Genomic DNA, 23,017 nt, shown 5'->3' on the forward strand with positions numbered 1-23,017 from the left:
TCATCTCATAGAACTGTTGACACGTGATATCAAACACAGCTACTTTTAGCTGACACGTGATATCAGAATGCTGATACCGCCGCAGACTTATCGACAAAGACGCATCCGACAAAGGAGTCACTCCCATGGGTACACCCAGGAGCCAACCGCCGGCGCCAGCCGAAGGCACCTTCCCCCTAGCATCTGCGGGCGCTGCAGAAGACACCGCGCAACTTCTCGCGGCAGCTCCCTCGACAGGTGAATCGCCGATACCCAAGGTCAGTGGCGGTTTCATACTGATCCTGATCCTTGGCCTCTTCGGCACCTACGTTGCGTTCGTTACCCCGATCGCAATCTCCCTGGCTATCCAGGTCAACGCACTGGCCCCCGGCAACCCGGAATACCTTGGCCTGCTGCTGGGCATCGGGTCTCTGGCCGCGTTGCTTGTCGGACCACTTCTGGGCCAGCTCAGCGACCGTACACGGTCACGGTTCGGACGCCGCCGGCCTTGGCTGGTCGGGGGCATGCTGGTCGGCATCGTGGGCCTGACGATCATGGGGCTCGCCCCCAGCATCTTCGTGCTCGGCCTTGGCTGGGTCATCGCCCAAATGGGCCTCAGCCAGGCTGCGAACCTCTTTTCAGCAGTTCAAGCTGACCGTGTTCCGGAGTCCCAGCGGGGCAAAGTCGGCGGCCTTTCAGGCTTCGCCACAATGGTCGCTCCAGTCGTGGGCGCAGTTATCGGCGGCACTGTCGCCGGCCAACCCATTCTGCTGTTCCTGATCCCGGGCGCAATCATGGTGGTATTCCTGATGCTGTTCGTCTTCCTCTTCCGTGATGAGGACAGCCGCGGCATGGAGCTCTCTCCCCTTACAGCCGTTACAATCCTCTCCAAGTACGTTTTCAACCCACGACGCTATCCCGATTTCTCCTGGAACTGGCTTGGAAGGTTCCTGTTCTTCTCCGCCCTGACACTGAACACGACCTACACCGCATACTTCTTCTCATCCCGGTTGGGGATTCCCGTCGAAGATATCGGCAGCACGGTTGCCCTCATCGGCGGAATCGGGATCCTCGGCACTCTTGGAGGTGCCATCGGCAGCGGCTTCCTCTCGGATCGCTTACGCCGCCGTAAGGTATTCGTTCTCGGCAGCGCACTGCTCTTCGCGTTGAGTGCGGTGATCATCGTCCTCGCCCCTGACCTGACGGTCATGATTGTCGGCTCCTTCCTGGCGAACCTTGCCATCGGCATCTTCTCCGCTGTAGATCAGGCCCTTTTCCTCGATGTGCTTCCCGAACGGAAAACGGAAGCCGCCCGTTTCATCAACCTCACCCAGTTCGCCACCACCATCCCCCAGGCAGTCGCACCCATCATTGCCGCCGGACTCCTGACCATCGGGGTCGCAGAAGGGGCGGAGCCCAACTACTCCCTCGTCTACGTCGCGGCCGCTGCCCTGGCAGTTGCTGGTGGTCTCGTAGTCCTCAAGGTGAAGGGCGTACGCTGACGCAACGCCGGGCGGGAGCGCTCCTAAAGCCGCTCGCGCCCGGCGCCCGCGGGCTGCCGTAGACGCGGTGCAGTCTGGACGGAAGAACTCGAATTTCCGGGAAGTGCGATCAACAGAGGGTGATTCACTGCCGGGCAGGGGCCATGGCCAAAGACCACTCGCGCCGCTCGGCTCCCTTGGCTGCTGACGCCAGACTGACCCTGTTCCTAGTGCTTGACGAAGAAAGGTTGACCGTGAGCGATTTCGACAAGCTCAACGATAGGCGGGCAATGCCAGAAGACTTACCGCGTTCGGGCGCGAGAATGCGCGATGTAGCCGAAGCAGCAGGCGTATCTGTCGCCACAGTCTCAAATGTCGTCAACCATCCAGACCTGGTTGCTTTCCGGACTAGGGAGCGAGTCCAGATCGTCATCCGAGAAATGGATTTTCATCCCGATCCGCACGCGAAGGCGCTGCGTGGACTGGTGCCAAGCAATGCGAAACCCGGTCCACGAAGGGGGCCAGAGTCTATCCGCAGCGGCCGCCAAAAGGTCATGGAAACGCAATTGAATCCTGTCACTGACTCCTGTTTTGCCCCTGCGAATTCTGGCCTCGATCTGGAGATTCTAATGCCCGGGAACCAACTTACGTTGCGGGTGGGGCCAGAACTCCTGAGCGGCACAGTGGACGAAGTGATGCCAGATAAATCGTGTTTCTGGATCTGGACTGACGGTGGCATGGGCCGCCGCATGATTGACAGTAGCGAGGCAGCGGCCGCAGATGCGAAAACCGGTACCTAAACCTGCTCGTTACGTCGACATATAATCCGGCCCACAGGGCCTTCGCCCAGTTAGGGCACACCCCAACCTGACGTCAGGCGACTCCCAAAATCGCGTCAGGATAGGACCTAATCGGTTAATACCAGACGGCCCTTCAGGGAAGTCCTAAGCCTCATCCTGACAGCTTCGGGCACGCGTCCGCCCGAGCCGTCACCCAACCCGCGCATCAAACCGCCGCCGGTATTCCGTCGGCGTGGTGGAAAAAGCGGCCGCGAAGTTCTGCCGCAGGGTCACGGCGTTGCCGAACCCGCAGTCGGCGGAGATCTGATCTATCGACAGGTCCGTGGTCTCCAAAAGCCGCCGGGCGGCATCAAGTCGGCGAGCGCGGATCCAGGCGGCCGGGGTTGTCCCCGTTGCTGCCCGGAAGGTGCGGACAAAGGTGCGGCGGCTCAGGTGTGCCTGCGCCGCGAGCCGGTCAATGGTCAGCGGTTCACCGAGCCGGCCCAGAGCCCATTCGAGCAGGCGCGAGATGGGATCATCCGTGGAGCGCCCCGGCACCGGGTGCTCGATGTACTGCGCCTGCCCGCCCTCCCGGTGCGGAGCGATGACCAGGCTGCGTGCCACCTGGTTCGCCGCCTCCGCCCCGAGCCGGGCGCGGACCAGGTGCAGGCAGGCGTCCAGCGCAGAGGCCGTGCCGGCGGAGGTGAGGACGTCACCGTGGTCGATGTACAGCACGGACCGGTCGAGCGGCACATCGGGGTGCCGCACAGCAAGAGAATCAAAGGCCTGCCAATGGGTGACCGCCCCACGCCCCGCCAGCAACCCCGCGTCGGCGACGGGGATCGCGCCAAGGCACAACCCCAAAATCGGCGCCCCTCGCCCGTGCGCCCCTTGGAGCACCTGCCGCAGCGAATCGCTGGGGACGCGCCCGTCGTCGAACCATGACGGAACCACCACCACGTCCGCTTCTTCCGCGGCCGCGGGCCCCTTCACCTCGCCCAGCCGGTAGCCCTCGGCGCTTGTAATACCGCCCTCCTGGTCAGTAAAAAGAACAGTCTTCCAATCGGCAAGACCCTGACGGGCCACCTCATCAAAGACCATCTGCGGAACAGCAAGGTGGAACATCGTCGCGCCATCGAAGGCGTACACCGCGATCCTCAAAAGTGCCCCTTCCGCTATATTGGCCCGAATCCATCGTATATCCGCCTTCGTGCCACTGTTGGCAACCACCGGCAACCGGAAGACTGGAAAAGCCGCCACAAGGCAGGCCAAAGAACCAACAGGGAGAACCATCAACATGAGCACCCCCCGCCGCGCCCTCATCCTCATCGACGTGCAGCAGCAGTACTTCAGCGGCCCCCTCGAAATCCAGTACCCGCCGCACCAGGAGTCCCTGCCCACCATCGCGCGTGCAGTAGACGCCGCCACCGCCGCGGGCATGCCCGTTGCCGTCATCCAGCACACCGCAGGTGAAGGAGCACCGGTCTTCGCGCCCGGCACGCCAGGCTTCGAGCTGCACCCCGAAATTGAGCGCCGCAAAACCGCCGGGTGGAAGTCGCTGGTCAAGCAGTACGGCTCCGTCTACGCCGGCACGGACCTCGCCGAGTGGCTGCGGCAGCACGACGTCGACACGGTCACCCTGGCCGGCTACATGACCAATAACTGCGTGCTCGCCTCCGCCGTGGAGGCAGAGTTCCTTGGCTTCACCACAGAGGTTCTCTCCGACGCCACCGGCGCCATCAACCTCGCCAACGACGCAGGCTTCGCCGACGCAAAGGCCGTGCACACGACACTCCTCACCCTGCTGAACTCGAACTGGGCAGCGGTGGCCGATACTGATACGTGGACCAACGCACTGCACACCCGGCAGGCGCTCGCAGGCAGTGACCTCGGCAGCTCCGCCATCGCGGGCTCCGAACTGGTCCCCCAGGCCTAACCAGCGCCCCGGGCTTCCCACGGGGCAAACGGGGGTGGGAAGCCCGGGAACACCAGCGCCATCAGCGGTGTTCCCAACAGGGGACCAATCCCCAACCGATCATCAAGGACTGTTTACATGAAGTGGATTCTTCTCGCCGGCGCGATCCTGAGTGAGGTGACGGCATCCCTCTCCCTGAAAGCGGCGCTGGATAATCCTGCCTTCTTCATTGTGGTTGTTGCCGGATACACCGCTTCGTTCGGATTCCTCGCAGCAGTCCTCCGCAAAGGCCTGGGCCTCGGCGTCGCCTACGGCATCTGGGCCGCGCTGGGAGTCACACTCACGGTCCTGCTGGCCGCCCTCATCTTTGGCGAGGCGCTGACCCCGGTGATGATGATCGGCGTCGCCATGGTTATCGCCGGCGTGCTCTGCGTGGAACTGGGGTCACACAAAGAACCGGCACAAGAACCCGAGAAAGAAATGGCCCGCTCATGATGTGGCTGCTTCTCGCGGGCGCGATCCTCACCGAGGTCACCGCCACCCTCTTCCTGCGCGTCGCCTCCACCGGCAAGCGCCGCTGGTACATCCCTGTCGCCGTCGGGTACTTCCTTGCCTTCACCCTCCTCACCCTGACCCTGGACCAGGGCATGAGCCTTGGCGTCGCCTACGGCATCTGGGCGGCCGCCGGCGTGGCACTGACCGCCCTGGCCAGCCGGGTCTTCTTCAAGGAGGCCATCACCCCCGTCATGATGCTCGGGCTCGGCCTCATCATCGGCGGCGTCCTGCTGATCGAGCTCGGCGCGGCACACTAGGGCCGAAGGGGGCACGCCAGGGCCGAAAGTGGTGGACGTGGCCCGCCGGCAGGGTCCAAACTGCGTAGATGGACGCACCTGCGGTGTCGATCCGCACACCCGACCAACGCATCAGGGTCTTCGTCAGTTCCACCCTGCGGGAGCTCGAGCCGGAGCGCCGCGCCGTCCGCGAGGCCGTCGAATCACTGCACCTGGCGCCGGTCATGTTCGAGCTCGGCGCCCGCCCCCACCCGCCGCGCTCCCTGTACCGCTCCTACCTCGCGCAAAGCGACGTGTTCGTCGGCATCTACGGCGGCAGTTACGGCTGGGTGGCGCCCGGGGAGGACGTGTCCGGGCTCGAGGACGAGTACGCCTTGTCCGCCGGCATGCCCAAGCTGATCTACGTCAAGGACGGCGTCACGCGCGAGCCTCGCCTGGACGGGCTGCTGGACCGCATCCGGAACGACGACGACGCCTCCTACAAGAGGTACGGAGACCCGCAGGAACTCGGCGACCTGGTCCGCGCCGACCTCGCCGTCCTCCTCGCCGAGCGGTTCGACGCCAGCCGCCCGGCCGCGGAGGAACCGCCGCCACAGCATTACGACGGCGGGCGCGTGCCTGCGCCGTACAGCGCCATCGTGGGGCGCGGCGGCGCCATTGCCACCGTCCGTGAACTGCTGGACCGGCCCGACGTAAGGCTCGTAACGCTGGTAGGTCCCGGCGGAATCGGCAAATCCCGGCTCGCCATCGAAGTCGCCGCCGAAATCGCCAAGGAAGGGGCCGACGTCGTTTTTGTCATGCTCGAATCCGTCCGTTCGGCGGAGTTCGTTCCGGCGGCCATCGCCCACGAGCTCGGCGTCCGCGACGCCGGCGACGGGCCGCTGGAGGACAAACTGGTCACGGCGCTGGAGGGCCGCCGGCTCCTGCTGGTGCTCGACAACATGGAGCACGTGCTGGACGCCACCGCCGTCGTCATGAAGCTGATTTCGGCGCTGCCGGAACTCACGCTCCTGGTCACCAGCCGCTCTCCCCTGCGGGTGCGCCCCGAGCGCACATTCGAGGTGGCGCCGCTCGAGGTGCCCGCGGAGGACGCCCGGCCCACACCCGAGACAGCCGCCGGCATCCCGTCCGTGGCGCTGTTCGTTGAACGCGCCCGCGCGGTGCGGCCCGACTTCGGGCTGACCCCCGCCAACTGCGAGGCGGTGCTCGGGATCTGCCGCGCCCTCGACGGCGTTCCGCTCGCCCTCGAACTCGCAGCAGCCCGCATCCGCACCCTCACCCCCGAATCCATCCTGCAGCGGCTCGGCACCGGCCTGGGCCTGCTGTCCGGCGGCGCCCGGGACCTGCCGGAACGGCAGCGCACGCTGACCGGAACCATCCTGTGGAGCGTGGACCTCCTGCCGGCGTCCGCCCGCGCCGCCCTGGCCCGGCTCGCCGTCTTCACGGGCCCGTTCACCCTGGCCGCGGCGGAGGCCCTGGTGGGCGAGGGAGCCCTCGATGCCCTCGACGCCCTGGTGGAGTCCAGCCTCGTGAGCCAGCGCGACGTCGGCGGCGAAAGCGTCTTCACCCTCCTGGCCACCGTCCGCTCGTTCGCCGCGTCCCTCAGCACCCAGGACGAGTGGGACGATGCCCGCGACGACCACGCGCAGTACTTCTTCGGCCTCGCCCACGCGGCCGCGCACGGGCTGCGCACCGGCGACCAGGGTCGCTGGCTCGCCGACCTCACGCTCCAGCGGGCCGACCTCGCCTCGGCCGTCGGATGGCTCACCACCCAAGGGCAGTGGGACCGCGCCGCCGAACTCGCCTGGTCGCTCTACCTTTACCTCTGGCTCGGCGGGTTGCTGGGCCAGGTCCGCCTCTGGATGACGCGGCTGCTCGATGAAGCGGCGGCGAGCGGTGAAAGCCTCTCCAGCCGCGCCGAGGCCATCGCCCTGTACTTCACCCGGGCCGTCGCCTTCTGGCAGCAGCAGGACGTGGACCTCGTCGGCGGCCTCACCCGCAGCGCGCAGCTCTTCGCCCGGTCCGGCGATGCCTCAGGGGAAGCGCTCGCGCTGGTGTCCGCAGCGCTGGCGCGGCTCGCTGCCCCAGTCCCGGACGTCCAAGGGGCCATCGGCGCCCTGGAGCGCAGCCTGGACTGCTTCCGCGCGGGCGGCGACCGCTGGGGCGAGGCGATGTCCCTCGTCACCATGGGCAGGGTGCTGCTCGTCGCCGGCGAAGGTGAGGCGGCGGCGTCGCGCTTTGAGGAAAGCCTCGCGCTCGCGGGTGAGGAAGGCGAACCCCTCGGCATCGCCATCGCCCTGCACCACCGGGGTTGGGCACGCATGCTGCAGGACGACGTCGACGGCGCCGCGCAGGATTTCGCGCGCGGCCTGGAGATCTCGGCGGGCCTCAGCCACGACGAAGGCATCGCGTACGGCCTCGAAGGACTGGTGGCCGTCGCGGCGAGGCACGGCGACGTGGCCCGCGCGGGCGAGCTGGCCGGCGCCGCGGAGGCGCTGCGCCAGCGGACGGGCCTGTTCAATCCTGCCGTCGCCTCCTTCCACGGACCGGTGGTTGAGGCCCTGCGTTCAGGCGGGCTGGGCCGGACGTTCGAAGACGGCGCCTCCCGCGGCCGTTCCCTGCCGCTGACGGAGGTGCTCGCCAATGCCCACGCGTGAGCCGGTCGCAGGGACCGACCACGTGCTGCGCCCGGTACGGTGGCTGGCAGCCTTCATCCTGCCGTTCCTCCTGATCGCCGCCGCCATCCTCGTCTTCCTCCCCGGCCGCATCGCGGAACTGTTCGCCTGGCCCATCAGGCCGCCCCTCACCGGAATGATCCTGGGCTCGGCGTATATCGGCGGGATCATCTTCTTCGCCGCCGTCCTCCGGACGGGCCAGTGGCACCGCGTGCGGCGCGGATTCCTGCCCGTCTTCGTCTTTGCGTCACTGCTGGGCATCGCCACCGCGCTGCATGAAGGGCTGTTTACGCGGAATCTCTCGTTTTTCGCCTGGGCGGCGCTCTACGCGTCCACCCCGTTCCTCGTGGCCGCGGCCGCCCTCGCCCAGCGCCGCGCGGATCCGCAGGTTCCGGCGCCGCGCGATGTGCTGATCCCGGACCACGTTGCCCGGGCGCTGGTGGGGGTGGGCGGCGTGGCCACCCTGACGGGCCTGGTGATGTTCCTGTTCCCGGCGCTGTTCATTCAGAGCTGGGGCTGGGACCTCACTCCGCTGACCGCCCGGACGCTGGGAGCGGTCCTCAGCCTCACCGGGTTCGTGAACGCGCCCATGGTGGTGGACCGCCGGTGGAGCAGCTACCGCGTCCTCTTTGCCGCCCAGCTGGTCAGCCTCGTATTCATCCTGGCCTCGGTCGCCGTCGGCAGTTCCGACGTGCACTGGGAGCGGCCTGCCGCGTGGGCGTTCGTGACCCTCGTGCTGCTCGCCCTCGTGTCCTACGGAGCGCTCACACTGTGGGCGGAGCTGCGGCTGAGGCGCGCGGGGGCGTCCGCCGGCACCACCGCCGAACGTTTCGGGTAGGGCTTAGGCTGGCCCTAGACGCAATGGACAGGAGACCGACGTGGCCGAGACACTGACCGACCCGCAGGTGGCTGAGCTGATGGCCGAGCTCGCCGCGCTCGAGGACCCCAGGGCACGCGAGGTGAACGAAAAGCACGGTGACGACCACGGCGTGAACCTGGCCAAGCTGCGCGCCATCGCGAAGCGGCTCAAGATCCAGCATGACCTGGCCCGCCAGCTGTGGTCGACCGGCGACACGGCGGCCAGGCTGCTGGCACTGCTGGTATGCCGGCCGAAGGCGTTCGAACCTGGCGAACTGGACACCATGCTGCGCGAGGCGCGGTCCCCCAAGGTGCAGGACTGGCTGGTGAACTACGTGGTGAAGAAGGGCCCGCACGCCGAAGAACTGCGGCAGGCCTGGTTCACCGATCCGGATCCGATAGTGGCCAGCGCCGGCTGGGCCCTCACCAGCGAACGCGTGGTGAAGAAGCCCGAGGGCCTCGACCTTGACGGCCTGCTGGACATCATCGAGGCGGAAATGCAGGGTGCTCCCGATCGATTGCAGTGGGCCATGAACACGTGCCTGGCGCAGATCGGGATTGAGCACGCCGGGCACCGCGCCCGTGCCCTGGAGATCGGCGAGCGCCTGCAGGTCCTCAAGGATTACCCGACCCCTGCGGGCTGCACGTCCCCGTTCGCGCCCAGCTGGATCAACGAGATGGTGCGACGTAAGCAGGATCAGTAGGTCCGGGAGCCTGGATCTCCAGCAGCATCATGGCCAGTGCGATGGGTATGAGGGCCAGCCCGACGACGTTTTGAAGGATGCTGTCGGGCATCTGGATGGCCAGCCCTCCAACCACGACGGCGGGAAGCGCCATCGAGATGATCGTGTGGAGGGACCTGCGCTGTAAGGCAGCCCACACGGATGCCCCGGCAAATACGATCGCTCCGAGCAGGACCATGCGGTGCCCTTCAACATATGTTGGCGGACGCACCAGGAAACTGAAGCTGTCAGCCAAGCCGCACGCCATGGCCGACGCTGCGACCAGCACAAACAGCGCCCACAGCCCTTCCTTCCACCGGATGAGTCTCCACGCCGCCCGGGGTTTCAGGAAGATCGCCTCCGCACGCCACGCGACAGGACATCCGCGCGCGCTGCTTCCACAAATTTTTCGACATCTTCCCGGCAGCTTTCGCCCAGCACATTCAAGCTTTTCCGGCTCTCTACCTTTTTCAATGCGGTGATGCGTGTTAGCGCTTCACGAGCCAGCTCGGCTATGCGTTTGTGCTAGTAAGTAGCCCCACCCCGTAGTACGCAGACCACGCGGAACCACGGGCGCGGTGAACGTCATCGTCCACTGTCTTTTCATCCACGTCGTGGCCCTCGAACCACTCGTCCATAACCGCACGTCTGTACTCCATGGCGGCCGCTGCAAAGTTCCGGTACGCCTCTATGCGCGTCTCGTGAAGTCGGGTGTCCCATGCATTCTTGCGGTTGAAGGCATAAGTCAGAACCGCGCCGAGCAAAGCACCAAGGAGACCGATAATGGCAGCGTCCATCGACACAAGATAGCAACCACGCGCATGGTCTGAAAGGATCGATCCCCGGCTAATGCAGGAAACCCATTGATCGCGTCCACCAGTGAAAGTGGGCGGCAGTTCCTGCAACCCCTTCGTCCGTTTGGGCGGAAGCCCCCACGCGAGTCGGGCTCCAGCGCGAGGGCTTCCTTTGCTTCCGTGTTGGGGGAAATAACGTGGAAACAGGTAGAAATTTACCCGCCAGTAATCTCGGTTCCAGACCGTTTCGGTCGGCTTGCGCAAATCTTGATTAAACCTTGAGTAGTGCCCCGCCTCGATGAGCCGGGCACTACTCAGGGGTCTGGGTGTTTGGTCTTCTAGCCGATCAGGGTGGTGATGAGCCTGATGGAGGAGGCGATGATGGCGATGAGGCCGATGGCTCCAAAGAGGTTGTGCCACCACTTGTTGCGGAGATCGCCCATGACGGAGCGCCTGTTGGCCATGATGACGATCAGGAGGCCCAGCATGGGGGCGATGAGTACGGTCAGGGATTGGGCGATGACGATCAGGGCCACCGGTGAGGACTGGAAGGACAGGGTGATGATCAGGCCGAAGGCGAGGATCATGCCGGTGACGATCCGGGCGGCGACTGATCCTGCCTTGGCGCCCCGTCCCATTGCGTCGGAGAGCATGGTGCCGCCGGCGGTGGCGTTGGCGATCATGGACGAGAACGCTGCTCCGGAGAGGCCGAGGGCAAAGAGCATTGCACCGACGGGGCCGGCCAGGGGCGTGAAGATGGAGGCGAGGGCGTTGATGGTTCCGGCTTCGGCTCCGGTTTTGCCGAGGACTGCCGCGGCGACCATGATGACCAGGGCCGTCATGATGCCGGGGGCGACGATGCCGGGGATGGTGTCGACGAGCGTGATGTCGCGGTAGTCGGCACGGGTGCGGCGGTGTTCCTTGATGCCGTAGGAGGTGTAGAAGGCGGCGTTGATGGAGAAGTTGGTGCCTACGAGCGCGACGATGAGGATTTCGCTTCCGGCCGGAAGGGTGGGGACCATGCCTTCAAGGGAGCGGTACCAGTCGGGCTGTGCGACCACGGTGCTGGCGATGAAGGCGATGCCCATGAGGACGACAATGACCAGGAGGGCTTTTTCGACGATCCCGTAGACGTTCTTGAAAGCCAGGACGAAGGCGACGGCGGCGGTGCAGACGACCGTCCAGAGGACCGGGGATCCGCCGAAAATGAGCGATAGTCCCAGGCCGGAGCCAACGGCGTTGCCGACGGAGAACATCAGCGTGATGCCGAAGACGCCGAATCCTGCCAGGACGCCCACCCAGTTGCCGAGGTGTTCCTTGATGGAGGTGATCAGGGAGGTGGGAGTGGCGATGCCGAGCCTGACGCTCATGTCCGTGAAGAAGATCATCAGGATGGTGGAGACCGCAATGACCCAGACGAGGCTGTAGTCGAAGCGGCTGCCGGCCTGGACGGCGGTGGTCAGGTTGCCGGGTCCGAATTGCCAGGCTCCGACGACGAAGGCCGGGCCCATGAGGGCAAGGTAGCCCAGGAACGTCCGGCGCTTCCCGGTTCCTGCCGGTGCGGGGTGTACGTGCGGTGCAGCCATCTTCTGTTCCGTCGATCCGGGATGGGTGATGGTCCTATTGTGCTCGCGCATCTGCGAGTCCTCCTTATACAGCGACATTGCTGGGGGCGTGCGTTGGCCCGGGATGGAGAGTAAAAGCTGGGGCACGGGTGGCGGGCCAAAGGAGCCCGCCACCCGTGAGGACCCGTGATGGGTGGGGTCAAACGGCAGCGGTGGTGGTGACCTTGCCGATGTTTGCGGCGGCGAAGGCTTCCGCGATTTCGGTTTCGGCGCCTTCGGGCAGGGGCAGGAGCGGGGTGCGGACTGTGGCGTGGTCCAGAATGCCGCGGTTCACGAGGCCCCACTTCAAGGCGACGGTGCCCTCCATATGGGAACCGCGGTGGTAAACGTTCTTGGTCACCGGCAGCAGCCGCTCATGAATTGCGTGTGCACGCGGGTAGTCCTGCGCCTTGCCGGCCTCGATCAGTTCGACGAGCAGTTCGGGGGCGATGTTGCCGTAGCCGACGAGCAGGCCGTCAACATCGAACATTGTCGGCAGCAGGTACTCGTCATGGCAGGACAGCACCTGCAGCTCGGGATACGCGGCGCGCAGCGCGGGGATCTCCGTGTACCACCGGCGCATGTTCCGGACACCGTTCTTCGTGGCAAAGACGCCCTCCTGGCCGGCGATCTCCAGCTGGGTCTCGAGGTCGTAGGTCGCCTTGGTGTTGTCGGGGTACTGGAAGAGAATCAGCGGCAGGCCGGACTCTTCATAGATCTCCTGGTAGCGCGACTGCGGGGCGCCCTTCTGGTAGCCGAAGCGCAGCCACCCGTGCGAAGGGTAGACGAGACCAGCTGCTGCGCCGGCCTCGACGGCCTTCTTGGCCTCGAGGGCCGCGGTCTTGTTGCCTTCCTTCGTGATGCCCGCTACGACCGGTACACGGCCGTCCGTCGACGCCACGAACGCACGGATAACGTCCAGCTGCTCCTCTTCGGTAAGGAACGTGCCTTCGCCGGCGTGCCCCAGGACGACGAGGCTCTTCACGCCCTCAATCGATCCGAGCCACGAGCCCAGACGTTGGATCGCAGCGAAGTCGACAGCGCCATCTTCGGTGAACGGGGTGACAGGTGCGGGGCTGAGTCCGCGGAGATCGAGTGTCATTGCAGCTACCTTCTTCTCTTCTTTGATGGTCGGCAGTCCCGCGATGTTTCTTCTGGATGAGAACGTTTGCGGGAACGTTTTCATTGTGCGCCGTGTCACAGGTCACTGTCAAGAGAACGTTTGCAGATTTCAGGAATAGAGTGTCTGTACACCGCCAAGGAAGAGGAGAACCGCCATGGAACGGGCCACGCCGGGCACCATCGTCACGCTGAAGGACGTTGCCGCAGCCAGCGGCGTGAGCATTTCCACCGCCAGCCGCGCCCTGGATGAGCGGACCGCTTCCCGTTCCGCTGCCGCCGCGCATGTCCGGAAAGTTGCCGAAGAGCTGGGCTACCGCAGGAACTCCTTTGCCTCCAGCCTTCGCCGCGGCGAGACACGGACCCTGGGCGTCCTGGTCCCCCGCCTCAGCGACACGGTCATGGCGCTGATGTTCGAGGAACTCGAACGTGCCGCGGCCGCCCGCGGATACTTCGCGATGGTGGCCACCAGCGGGGACGATCCCAATGATGAACGCCGTGCTGCCGAGACGCTGCTCGACCGGAACGTTGACGGGCTGATCCTTGCCACGGCACGGCTCGACGACGAGCTTCCGCGGCTGCTGCGCGAGCGCAACGTGGCGCACGCGCTGGTCCTCCGCACGGACGGCGCAAGTCCTTCGGCCCTGGGGGATGACGAGGTGGGCGGCTACCTTGCCGTCCGCCACCTGATCGACCTCGGGCACCGGGACATCGCCGTCGTTACCGGCCCGTCGTTCACTTCAACCGGCATCGCACGCTTGGCCGGAGCGAGCAGGGCTTTGAACGAGGCCGGCATTGTTCCCCGGGAGGACTGGGTCATTGCTGGCGGCTACGGCATTGAGAACGGGTTCGAAGCAGGCGAAGCCCTGTTGGACGCGGCCGTTCGCCCCACCGCCGTATTCGCCGCGAACGACAACATCGCCATGGGAATCATGTCAGCGGCCCACCGGCATCATTTGAGGATCGGCACCGATGTGGCACTGGTGGGCTACAACGACACGCCACTGGCGTCACGGCTCCCTACTCCCCTGACCTCGGTCCACGTCCATCTGGACCAGATCGCCAGGACGGCGATCGACCTCATCATGGAGCCGGGCTCGGAACCGCGGGTTCGGAAGTCCATTCCCACGCTGATTCCGCGCGAATCCAGCGGGCCGCGCTTCGAAGGGAAATCCGGCAGGTCCTAGCCCCGCCACCTGGCCCGCATCCGCCGGCTAAGGCTCCTCGGTGGCGTCCGGGTCCTCTTCGGGCTCGAAGGTGTTCGGCTCCGCATCGGCTGAGATGCCAATGCCATCGCCACCCTTGGGGATCCCGCCGTCGTTCTTGCCTTCGGTACCTGCTGCACCCTCGCGGGGCTCGTCCTCAGGCAGGGAATCGGGTGAGTTGATGGTCATCGCTCCTCCTTCATTGGCCGGGCCTCCACGCTAACAGCCCTCGGCTGGAAAGGCGCCGAAGGTTGTGTATTTATTTACCGCGGTCCCGCAACCGGACCGGCCGCTTTCAGGATGACGTCCAGTCCTGCAGGGCTTCCAGGCCAGTGCCTGCGGATGGCGTCGGCACCTGCGCGCTTGATGACCGAGCGCAGCACCAGCGCCACGATGACGGCGTCGTCCGCGTAGCCAATCACCGGGATGAAGTCCGGAACCAGGTCGATGGGTGAGAGCAGGTAGGCCAGCAGCAGCACCAGCCGGACACGGATTCCGACGGCGACAGTGCGGTCCGCGGCCAGCCTGCGGATGAGCCGCAACAGGTCCGGGAGCAGCCGCAGCGCGTCCTTCATGGTGACGGTTTCCGGGTGGCGGCGTGCGTAGAGCCACAGGAGGAACAGGAGCACGGCGTATGCCAGCAGCACCCCTGCCACGATTCCGGCGACGGTTTCCCAGGACATCCTTCACCCCTCCGCAGGGCCGGACGGGTTCCGGCTCCTGTACGAGGGTACGCCGGAACGGACGGGTTGAGATCCGCCCGTCTACGGCGTCATGCGGTAGCCCACCCCGCGGACGGTTTCCACCCAGCGGGGGCGGCCGGAATTGTCGCCCAGCCTCTTGCGGAGGTTGCCGATGTGCACCTCCACGGCACGCTCCTCACCGGCGCTGACGAAGGACCCGGTGGCATAAGGCTCATTGCGCAGGCGCCGGACCAGGTCAGCCTTGCTCTGCACCGTCCGGCCGCCCTCCATCAGGAACAGCAGGAGGTCGAACTGGGTGCGGGTCAGGTCCACCGGCACTCCGTCGATGGCGGCCTGGCGGGAGCCTTCATGAAGGGTTAATCCCTGGTGGGCAAAGTCGCAGCGGTCCGGAGGCGTTGCAAGGTCCGGCCCGTCGTCCGGCTGCTGAACGGCAGCGGCCGCCAGGGGATGTTCGGACAGCTGCCGGGGCTGGCGACGCCCCGAGCGGCGCCTGACCTGCGGGCGCTCGGCGGGGGCGGACTGCAAGGTGCGGGGCCGGCGCAGCATCGCGGCAATCCGGGCACGCAATTCCCGAGGCCGGAACGGCTTGGTGAGGTAGTCGTCAGCACCCGCCTCGAATCCCATCAGTGCGTCGGCCTCGTCCACCCGGCCGGTGACAATGATGAGGTAGGCGTCGCTGAACGTCCTGATCCGCCGGGACGCCTCGATCCCGTCAAAGTCCGGCAGCCCCACGTCCATGGTGACGATGTCCGGATTGTGGGTACGGACCGCTTCGACGCCAGCCCAGCCGGAGGACGTCGAGTGCACGGCAAACCCGGACTGCTGCAGCACCTGCGTCAGGGCGGACCTGATGTCGTCGTCGTCCTCGACCACCACGGCAACACCGCGCTCCACCATGCATGCCCCGCATCCCGTATTGACGTACTCATAGTGCATTCGGTGCCGCAAGCCCGACGGATGGCTTTTTTGTATGGTCTGCGGAATGCGCTCCTGAGCCTACCTAATCAAATAGGGCAAATTGGCTTTCCTTGGCACAGGTTGAGTGATTCTTGAGGTTCGCAAATATGGCATTTCTTTTACGATTTTTCGCTCGCCTTCACGAGGTCGCCTCCGCTTCGGCCGGCGACGTAGTCGCAGGTCACACGCGGGTTGTGCACCGTCGCCTGCTCCTCATTCCGCTACGAGGAGCGCCCTCAGAAGCGCCTTACAAAATGCGGTGCAGCGCACACTCACTCCAATATTGCCCGCCATATTCCCGATTCCGATACGCCCGTGAATATGCCGGACAAAAATTGGCGGGCAAAAAGCCGCCACGCGGGTCAGGATTACAACCGCAGACTCCCGCGCGACCAGCCGCACTGGTCAGCGCGTGACATGTCCAACCAAAACCAAACATCAAGCGCACAAAATCTCTTGACTCCGAACAGCAGGCGCTGTTACAAATGCTGTAACGCATCGCGATGAATCGTTACAAAGAGGCTCCCCAGCCCCTCCGGGCTGCCCCACCCCATCAAAGGAGATGACCTTGATCGTCAGCGCCGCCATGCCCACGCAGCCGGGCAAAATCTCGAAGCGGACCACCGCCGTCGGACTCGCTGCGGCCGTCCTGCTCAGCGGCGCCGGGCTGACCCTGGCAGCCCCGGAAGCCAGTGCCGAGCCCAGCAACTACCGCTTCGACTTCGGCAACGGCCCGGTGGAAGACGGCTACACCGGCGTCAGCGCAACGCACGCCTACAGCCCCGAAACCCGCTACGGCTTCAACACTCCGGAGCACATGGTGGACGTGCCTGCCAAGGGCACCGGAGCGGGAAGCGACGCCGTCCGTTTCCTCCAGTTCGGCACCAAGAGCGCCAACACGTTCAACGTGGATCTCAAGGAGGGCCTGTACAAGGTGACCGTCACGCTGGGTGACACCTCCAGGGCCAGCATCGCCGCCGAAGGCGTGTTCCAGGAGATGAACCTGACCGGCAACGGTGCCACTGCCTCCTTCGAACTCCCGGTCCTGGACGGCCAGCTCAACCTCCTGGTTACCGAGGGCAAGGTGGGAACTGCCTTCACCCTCAGCGCGCTGGAGATTGAGAAGGTGTCCCGCCACCCGGAGATGGACCCGACCATCTGGGTGGGAGGCGACTCCACCGTGGCCAGCTACTACCCTCTGGAATCCAGCGTGCAGGGCGGCTGGGGCCAGATGCTGCCGCAGTACGTGGATCCGGAGGAGTTCGATGTCCGGAACATGGCCACGGGCGGCCAGATCGCCCGCGGTTTCCGCAACGACGGCCAGCTCGAGGCCATCCTGCAGTACATCAAGCCCGGCGATCTGTTCCTGCTCGAGATGGGCATCAATGACACCGCCGCCAAGAACGCCACCACGGAGGCGGAATTCAAGGAAATCATGCGGGACATGGTGCGGCAGGTGGCGGCGACGGGAGCCACCCCGGTGCTGGTGACTCCGCAGGGCCGCGCCACCGACTTTGTGGACGGCGTGCACACCTCCGTCAACCGGTGGTACCGGAACTCCACGGTGGCCCTGGCTCAGGAGGAGGGCGTGCACCTGGTGGACCTGAATGTCCTGGCTTCGGCCTACTTTACGGAGATCGGTCCGGAGGCAACGCTGGCCCTGTTCATGGCCGGCGATACGTTGCACCCCAACCGCGCCGGCGCCACCGAACTGGCCCGCCTGGTGGTGGAGGACCTGGCCCGGCAGGGCCTCCCGGCCGGCAGCGACTAAGCAGCCAAAAATCGACGGAGGGGTGCGGCTGGAAGCCGGCGTTCCTTGCCCGTAAAGCAGCACAACCAGCAGGACCGGATGCCGCACCCAGAATTGATGCGATCTTGATTAAAACTTTGCTGACCCCCGCAGTTGCAGGTCCATGCTGGACGCATAAGGACCAACAGCTTGTGGGGAGCAGGACGTCATGGGAAACGAATTAGCCTTTGATGAAGTAACCGCCGTAGGAGGCGTGCTCACGGATCAGCATCCGCTCGACTTCTACACACTGGGGCTTGCCGGCTGCATCGACCGGCTCACCGTGCCCCTCCGTCAGCAAGGGACCGCGGTCCGCTGGGATACTCCGCACTGGGGCATCGAGATTCCGGCGGACTGCGCGTCCCTGCTTTACCAGTCCGCCCGCGAGGCGCTCAGCAACGCCTACAAGTACTCGGAAGCATCGGAGCTTACCGTCCAGCTTGCCGCGGTGGACCACGGCATCCGCCTTGTAGTGGCCGACGACGGCTCGGGCTTTGACAGCAGGCTCGCCACCTGCGGGCGCCACCACGGCTACGGCTTGCGGCTGATGTCCGTGGCCGTCCACGAAGCCGGCGGCAGCGTGGACATCTGCTCCTCGCCGGGGCAGGGCACCAGCGTGACCGTTACCCTGCCGCTGGACTGAGGCCACCAGCCGAAAGACCGATGCCCGCCGTCGCTGGGACGGCGGGCATCTGCATGTCCCGGGATCGCGCGGAAGCTAGCGCGTCAGCTTGGCGGAGTCGTGCTCGAGGTCGCCGATGTGGCCGGGTGCGTTGGCAGCCAGGACGCGGGCCACGAAGGCCCCGTACTCGTCCATGTAGTGGCGCAGGAACTTGGCGGTCCCCTCGTCCTTGACCTCGCCGCCCTCACCGAAGACGTCGGCGTTGTAGTGGATGTAGGCTTCCGGAGCATTCAGCTGCGGGGCATCCAGGAAGCTGAGGACGCTGCGGAACGAGGACTGCATCACCGCGGTACCGATGCTGCCCACGGAGGCACCGATGATGCCGGTGGGCTTGCGGGCGAACGAGTTGCTTCCCCAGGGCCGGGAGCCCCAATCGATCGCGTTCTTGAGTGCGCCGGGGATGGACCGGTTGTACTCCGGGGACACGAACAGGATGCCGTCGGACCCCTCGATGGCCTCCTTGAGGGCGCGGCCCTCGGGCGGGAAGTCGGCGTCGTAGTCGTAGCTGTACAAGGGGAGGTCCTTGATGGGGATTTCCGTGAACTCCAGGTCCTCCGGAGCCAGTTTGATCAACGCCTGGGAGAGAACCCGGTTGATGGAGCCGGTAGCCAGGCTCCCCACGAAGTATCCGATCTTGAACGGTGCCATGAGTGTTTCCTTCCACTGGCCGGTCACGCCGGCCGTCCATGTTCGTCTGGAAAAGGTGCCGCCGCTGTACCGACCAGCGGCGGCGGTTGGTGCTCAGTGCATCACCAGTCCAGCACAGAAGAACGGCCCCGGCCAGAGCGGACGGAAGGTTCTTGACAGGCCCTTGCCGGAAGCGCTCAATGATCACTATCGCAGTCCCCACCATGTCCACCGCGTCCTCCGGAGGAGCAGAGCAGCCATGACCGAAAATCCACTGCAGGACCAGCGCGTCCATAACGAGGCCCCTGCCGAGGGCGATCCGGACGCCGACCCCACAGACATCCGGGTCCACACCCAGGATCCTGCCGAGGGTGCGGACGTGCCCGAGACTCCTGAAGCCAAGAAGAGCTCATAAAACCCTTCACCGGCTCACCCTAGCGGCACTGACCGGAACCTCACCTCGGAAGGCACCGCCGCCGTCGTCTTTCCCATGCTCTGGAAACCAGCGCCCCCAAAAGGTATGTTGGTAAGCATGCTGATGATTTTTACCGACTCATCAGTTCCCGGTGACAAGTAAAGGAGACGTTATGAGCACGAAGGTGGAAAAACGCATTCTGGTGAACGTACCGGTGAGCACGGCCTATAACCAGTGGACCCAGTTCGAGGAGTTCCCGCATTTCATGGGCGGCGTCAAGAGCGTTACCCAGCTCAGTGACGACCGGCTGGAATGGGTTGCCGAAATCGGCGGCGTCCGCCGGCAGTGGGAAGCGAAGATCCTTGAGCAGGTACCGGACCGCAAGGTTGCCTGGGCAGCTACGGAAGGCGCCACGAACGCGGGCGTTGTCGAGTTCGAGGACATCGGCGGCGGCCAGACCTCCATCCAGCTGACGCTCGAGTACGAGCCCGAAGGACTTATTGAGAAGGTGGGCGACAAGCTCAACGTGGTGGACCGGCAGGCCGAAGCAGACCTGAAGCGGTTCAAGGAGTTCATTGAGGATGAAGGCTACGCCAGCGGCGCCTGGCGCGGCACCGTCAACCCCGGCGCCACCTTTGGCACGCCCGGCGTTGAGGATGCCGCGGCATCCCGCGGGGACTCCGGCAAGGCAGGCGTCTCGGGCAAGGTGGCAGCCGGGCTGGGCGTTGCCGCAGCAGCGGGCGCAGCAGCAGCCATGGCAGCCGGCGGCAACAAGGGCGAAACTGCGGCTGCGGACGAAACGGTAACTCCGGTGGCTCCCGGGGAGCCGGCCACCGTTACGCCGCTGACCACCGACACCACCGTCACGGGCACCACAACAACCGGTACGACGGCGGCAGCCGGCTCCACCGGTTCGGTCGCCGACCTGGGTGATGACAGGATCGGGCACGCCTTCGACCAGACCAACGGCCTGGTGGACACCACCGGCGAGTCCGACGAGACGCTGGAAGGCGAGAACCTCAGCGCCGGCGAGCGCCGCGAGCAGGACCGCCGTCCCGACGGCGGGCTGCCGCCCGTGGGCGGCAACCTCGGCCAGCACTGACCGGCCTGAGCCGCGTTAGCCGTACAGCAAAAGCGCCGCCCGCCTCTTTCCCGAGGCGGGCGGCGTTTTGCCGTTCCTGCTTTTTTTACTTGTCCGTGCCTGCGTAGGTCACGGACGGCATGGCCGGCGTTTCCATGCCCTCGCCGATGAAGAAGCTCGGGTGGGGCGGCTGGTTGTACGCCACGTTCTCCCGGGCCACGGCGGTGCGGTACACCGGATCATGCATGAGGGTGCGGAGCCGGACCTCGGTGGGTGAGGTGCTGGTGTAGATCCGCAGTTCCGTGCTGTCCGACGACGGGAAGGCCAGTTCCTCGCGCCAGTCACCCAGCAGGTCCGCCTGAAGTGAGGGGTTGCCCTTGGTGTGGTTGTTGGTGCGGGCGCCGCTGGCAGTCAGCAGCCTGTCGCTGGACTCGGTTTCCCAGTTCCACTTGGAGATGGTGGGCACGCCCACGCCGGCAACGGCGTCGAAGTCGTGGTCCACAATTTCGCGGAGCAGGTCGCCATCCCACCAGGCCAGGAAGTTGGCGGCAGGAATCTTATCGGCAATGAGTTCACCCTTGGCCGAACGCAGCTGGCCCACGGGCGAGTTCCAGGCGGCGTCGCCGCCCACTGCCCAGCCTTCAGCTCCGGCATGGCGGGGATCGATGTCCCCGGCGGCGCCGCGGCCGGTGTCGCGGGTGGCCGGGATGCTCCAGAGCACCTCGCCGGTGGCCGAGTCGCGGAAGGTGGCGCCGCGGTTGCCGCTCTGGCTCATGCTTTCGTGCACGGCGAAGGTCTCCAGGCCGGGCCGGGAGGGGTCCAGGTCGCTGGTGTGGATGGCGTCGCCGTGGCCCAGCTTGGTGTTGTACAGCGGGGCGCCGTTGTCGTCGATGGTCATGGAACCGAAAACGAACTCATCCTTGCCGTCCTGGTCAACGTCCGCCACGGAGAGGTTGTGGTTGCCCTGGCCCTTGTACTCGCTGCCTGCGGCGTCGGAGTCGAACGTCCAGCGCTTGACCAGCTTGCCGTCCACCAGGTCGTAGCTGACCAGGACGGTGCGGGTGTAGTAGCCGCGGCTGAACATCAGGGAGGGCTTCTCGCCGTCGAGGTAGGCCACGGCTGCGAGGAAGCGGTCCACGCGGTTGCCGTAGCCGTCGCCCCAGGCGGACACGGTGCCGCGCGGCGGGTCGTAGGGAACGGTGTCCATGATGGTTCCGGTGGCGCCGTTGAAAACGGTGAGGTACTCGGGGCCGGACAGGATGTAGCCGCCGCTGTTGCGGTGGTCCGCCGCGGCGTCGCCGATGACGGTGCCCGCAGCGTCCTTGGTGCCGTCCGCGGTTTTGAAGGAGACCTCGGCTTTGCCGTCGCCGTCGAAGTCGTAGGCCAGCAGCTGCGTGTAGTGGGCGCCGGCGCGGATGTTGTGCCCGAGGTCGATGCGCCAGAGCTTCGTGCCGTCCATCTTGTAGGCGTCAACGTAGACGTTGCCCGTGTAGCCGGACTTCGAGTTGTCCTGCGCGTTGGACGGGTTCCAGAGCTGGATGATCTCGTAGCTGCCGTCGCCGTCCAGGTCCGCCGTGGTGGCGTCGTTGGCGGTGTAGGTGTACGGCTTTCCATCCTTGCTGACGCCGTCGGCCGGCTTGTCCAGCGTGATGGACAGGTAGTTCTGCGCCAGCGGCGTGAATTCGGCACTGAGCTTGTCCTGCCCGTTGCCGTTGCCCACGGTCTTGATGACGTACTTCGAGGCTGCGGTTCCTGCCGGGTCAACGTAGGTTGTGGTGTTGCGGATGGGCTCTTCGGTGAGCTGGACTCCGTCGCGGATCACGTGGAACCCGACGCTGTCCTGGTCCAGGCCCAACATGCGCCAGCCCAGGGAGACGCCCTGGTCCGTCAACACGGCTACCGGCGCCCGGTCCAGGTTCTCCACCTGGCGCTTAAGGTCGGCCTTGCCGGATGCAGCCGGAAGGCTGGGGTTTGCCTGGGCCAGGGGAACGCCGGTGAAGGCGAGCGCCGCCACGGTCAGGGAGGCGGCAGCGGCAAGGGGTGCGGCTTTCCAGGCCCTGCCGGCCCTGGATCGAAGGGAGCATTTCGAGGGATAAGGCAAAGAACATCTCCTTTGATGCGGCGGCAGCTGAGTCTGCCGCACGACAGTTTGGAACGTTTCACTGCGGGGCCCAGAGCCCCCTAGGTCTAATCTGCCGGGGAGGTCCAGGTGCGTGGAAAACGCTTTCTGCCCTTTAGGTTTATCAGCGGCCCTTGTGCGGGGTCAAGGACTTTCCGGTACTAAATGGGAGAATTTGTTCTATTGCTGTTCATCTGCAGGACTGCGGCCTACTCCCGCCCAGCCGCCGCCTGCAGCAGCGGCAGGGTCCGGGTGGGCATCACTTCCACCAGCGACATGGCCGTGCTGGTGCGGACGACGCCGGCAATCGCCAGCATGCTGTTGGTGACCCTGTGCAGGTCGGCCGGGTCCTTCGCGGCCACCTTCGCGAGCAGGTCGGCGTCGCCCGTGGTGGCATGCATCTCGATGATTTCGGGGATGGTGCGCAGCGCCGCCACCGCCTCGTCACTTGAGGACTGGCTGATCGAAATCGAGATGAATGCGATCAGCGGGAGGCCCAGCGCCTCGGTGCGGACCCGTTGGCTGAACGGGGCCAGGCTGCCGTCGCTGACCAGCCGCCGGAGCCGGGCATGGACGGTGTTGCGCGCCACGCCGAGTGTCCGCGACAGGGACAGGACCGTGGCCTGCGGATCCCGGTCAAGTGTGAGGAGGATCTCGGCATCAAGAGCATCAATGTGGTGCATACTGAGCATTTTGCCACCTCAGTCCATCCGGAAGCCCG

24 protein-coding genes are annotated in these 23,017 nt (G+C 65.6%); 13 read left to right on the top strand and 11 right to left on the bottom strand.

All coding sequences use genetic code 11. From position 1 onward, the window contains the following. Window positions 1-125 precede the first annotated feature (125 nt). Together B5520_RS00900 and B5520_RS00905 are read left to right on the top strand one after the other, a co-directional pair. Window positions 126-1,481: an MFS transporter gene (locus B5520_RS00900; protein WP_079595182.1), complete on the top strand. Its 1,356-nt coding sequence runs from the start codon at window positions 126-128 to the stop codon at window positions 1,479-1,481. A 233-nt stretch (window positions 1,482-1,714) separates the two neighbouring features. After that, on the top strand, window positions 1,715-2,260 hold the full coding sequence (locus B5520_RS00905) for a LacI family DNA-binding transcriptional regulator (protein WP_181039482.1): 546 nt from the start codon (window positions 1,715-1,717) through the stop codon (window positions 2,258-2,260). A gap of 189 nt (window positions 2,261-2,449) precedes the next feature. Here the strand turns inward: B5520_RS00905 and B5520_RS00910 are convergent, their stop codons facing one another. After that, on the bottom strand, window positions 2,450-3,400 hold the full coding sequence (locus B5520_RS00910) for a GlxA family transcriptional regulator (RefSeq protein WP_176156715.1): 951 nt from the start codon (window positions 3,398-3,400) through the stop codon (window positions 2,450-2,452). 136 nt (window positions 3,401-3,536) lie between these two features. Here B5520_RS00910 and B5520_RS00915 point away from each other — a divergent pair, with 136 nt between their 5' ends. The 6 genes from B5520_RS00915 to B5520_RS00940 all read left to right on the top strand — a co-directional run bounded on the left by B5520_RS00915 (window position 3,537) and on the right by B5520_RS00940 (window position 9,182). Then, on the top strand, window positions 3,537-4,175 hold the full coding sequence (locus tag B5520_RS00915; RefSeq protein WP_079595184.1) for an isochorismatase family protein: 639 nt from the start codon (window positions 3,537-3,539) through the stop codon (window positions 4,173-4,175). A gap of 117 nt (window positions 4,176-4,292) precedes the next feature. Continuing rightward, on the top strand, window positions 4,293-4,649 hold the full coding sequence (locus B5520_RS00920; RefSeq protein WP_079595185.1) for a DMT family transporter: 357 nt from the start codon (window positions 4,293-4,295) through the stop codon (window positions 4,647-4,649). Further along, window positions 4,646-4,966 (top strand): DMT family transporter, encoded by a 321-nt coding sequence (locus B5520_RS00925; RefSeq protein ID WP_104443410.1) that lies wholly within the window; start codon window positions 4,646-4,648, stop codon window positions 4,964-4,966. The genes B5520_RS00920 and B5520_RS00925 overlap by 4 nt, the downstream gene beginning before the upstream one ends. 68 nt (window positions 4,967-5,034) lie before the next feature. Beyond that, on the top strand, window positions 5,035-7,602 hold the full coding sequence (locus tag B5520_RS00930) for a DUF4062 domain-containing protein (protein ID WP_079595186.1): 2,568 nt from the start codon (window positions 5,035-5,037) through the stop codon (window positions 7,600-7,602). After that, window positions 7,589-8,458, top strand: a complete 870-nt coding sequence (locus tag B5520_RS00935; protein ID WP_079595187.1) for a hypothetical protein — start codon at window positions 7,589-7,591, stop codon at window positions 8,456-8,458. Before B5520_RS00930 ends, B5520_RS00935 begins: the two co-directional genes overlap by 14 nt. A gap of 40 nt (window positions 8,459-8,498) precedes the next feature. Next, entirely contained in the window at window positions 8,499-9,182 is a 684-nt protein-coding gene (locus B5520_RS00940) for a DNA alkylation repair protein (RefSeq protein ID WP_176156716.1), read from the top strand. Here B5520_RS00940 and B5520_RS00945 read toward each other — a convergent pair. The 4 genes from B5520_RS00945 to B5520_RS00960 all read right to left on the bottom strand — a co-directional run bounded on the left by B5520_RS00945 (window position 9,148) and on the right by B5520_RS00960 (window position 12,700). After that, the gene (locus B5520_RS00945) at window positions 9,148-9,456 is read right to left on the bottom strand and encodes a hypothetical protein (protein WP_139386194.1); all 309 of its coding nucleotides are present in this window, start codon (window positions 9,454-9,456) and stop codon (window positions 9,148-9,150) included. The genes B5520_RS00940 and B5520_RS00945 overlap by 35 nt on opposite strands. A gap of 256 nt (window positions 9,457-9,712) precedes the next feature. Beyond that, entirely contained in the window at window positions 9,713-9,997 is a 285-nt protein-coding gene (locus B5520_RS00950; RefSeq protein ID WP_104443411.1) for a hypothetical protein, read from the bottom strand. A 335-nt stretch (window positions 9,998-10,332) separates the two neighbouring features. Then, window positions 10,333-11,631 carry an Nramp family divalent metal transporter gene (locus B5520_RS00955; RefSeq protein ID WP_176156717.1) on the bottom strand — a complete coding sequence of 433 codons (1,299 nt, stop codon included), beginning with the start codon at window positions 11,629-11,631 and terminating at the stop codon, window positions 10,333-10,335. 127 nt (window positions 11,632-11,758) lie between these two features. Next, on the bottom strand, window positions 11,759-12,700 hold the full coding sequence (locus tag B5520_RS00960) for a dihydrodipicolinate synthase family protein (protein WP_079595190.1): 942 nt from the start codon (window positions 12,698-12,700) through the stop codon (window positions 11,759-11,761). Window positions 12,701-12,875: 175 nt separating this feature from the next. Here B5520_RS00960 and B5520_RS00965 point away from each other — a divergent pair, with 175 nt between their 5' ends. Continuing rightward, window positions 12,876-13,904 (top strand): LacI family DNA-binding transcriptional regulator, encoded by a 1,029-nt coding sequence (locus B5520_RS00965; RefSeq protein WP_079595191.1) that lies wholly within the window; start codon window positions 12,876-12,878, stop codon window positions 13,902-13,904. A 27-nt stretch (window positions 13,905-13,931) separates the two neighbouring features. Here B5520_RS00965 and B5520_RS00970 read toward each other — a convergent pair whose 3' ends face one another. The 3 genes from B5520_RS00970 to B5520_RS00980 form a co-directional block, all read right to left on the bottom strand. Beyond that, on the bottom strand, window positions 13,932-14,111 hold the full coding sequence (locus B5520_RS00970; protein ID WP_079595192.1) for a hypothetical protein: 180 nt from the start codon (window positions 14,109-14,111) through the stop codon (window positions 13,932-13,934). 74 nt (window positions 14,112-14,185) lie between these two features. Further along, entirely contained in the window at window positions 14,186-14,605 is a 420-nt protein-coding gene (locus B5520_RS00975) for a YkvA family protein (protein ID WP_079595193.1), read from the bottom strand. 81 nt (window positions 14,606-14,686) lie between these two features. Then, entirely contained in the window at window positions 14,687-15,523 is an 837-nt protein-coding gene (locus tag B5520_RS00980) for a response regulator transcription factor (RefSeq protein WP_079595194.1), read from the bottom strand. Window positions 15,524-16,145: 622 nt separating this feature from the next. Here B5520_RS00980 and B5520_RS00985 point away from each other — a divergent pair. Together B5520_RS00985 and B5520_RS00990 are read left to right on the top strand one after the other, a co-directional pair. Continuing rightward, complete coding sequence (locus B5520_RS00985) at window positions 16,146-17,354, top strand: rhamnogalacturonan acetylesterase (protein WP_254865434.1); 1,209 nt, start codon at window positions 16,146-16,148, stop codon at window positions 17,352-17,354. A 187-nt stretch (window positions 17,355-17,541) separates the two neighbouring features. Next, complete coding sequence (locus tag B5520_RS00990; RefSeq protein WP_079595195.1) at window positions 17,542-18,015, top strand: sensor histidine kinase; 474 nt, start codon at window positions 17,542-17,544, stop codon at window positions 18,013-18,015. A 75-nt stretch (window positions 18,016-18,090) separates the two neighbouring features. Here B5520_RS00990 and B5520_RS00995 read toward each other — a convergent pair whose 3' ends face one another. Continuing rightward, complete coding sequence (locus tag B5520_RS00995; protein ID WP_079595196.1) at window positions 18,091-18,702, bottom strand: NADPH-dependent FMN reductase; 612 nt, start codon at window positions 18,700-18,702, stop codon at window positions 18,091-18,093. A gap of 238 nt (window positions 18,703-18,940) precedes the next feature. Between B5520_RS00995 and B5520_RS22660 the strand changes: the two genes are divergently transcribed. Beyond that, entirely contained in the window at window positions 18,941-19,096 is a 156-nt protein-coding gene (locus B5520_RS22660) for a hypothetical protein (RefSeq protein WP_176156718.1), read from the top strand. Window positions 19,097-19,268: 172 nt separating this feature from the next. Beyond that, window positions 19,269-20,198, top strand: a complete 930-nt coding sequence (locus B5520_RS01000) for an SRPBCC family protein (RefSeq protein WP_079595197.1) — start codon at window positions 19,269-19,271, stop codon at window positions 20,196-20,198. An 85-nt stretch (window positions 20,199-20,283) separates the two neighbouring features. Here the strand turns inward: B5520_RS01000 and B5520_RS01005 are convergent, their stop codons facing one another. Next, complete coding sequence (locus B5520_RS01005) at window positions 20,284-22,278, bottom strand: rhamnogalacturonan lyase (RefSeq protein ID WP_079595198.1); 1,995 nt, start codon at window positions 22,276-22,278, stop codon at window positions 20,284-20,286. 227 nt (window positions 22,279-22,505) lie between these two features. After that, entirely contained in the window at window positions 22,506-22,988 is a 483-nt protein-coding gene (locus tag B5520_RS01010; RefSeq protein WP_079595199.1) for an Lrp/AsnC family transcriptional regulator, read from the bottom strand. Window positions 22,989-23,017: the final 29 nt, after the last annotated feature.

Source organism: Arthrobacter sp. P2b (assembly GCF_900168295.1).
In the GTDB taxonomy this organism is placed as follows: Bacteria; Actinomycetota; Actinomycetes; order Actinomycetales; family Micrococcaceae; genus Arthrobacter.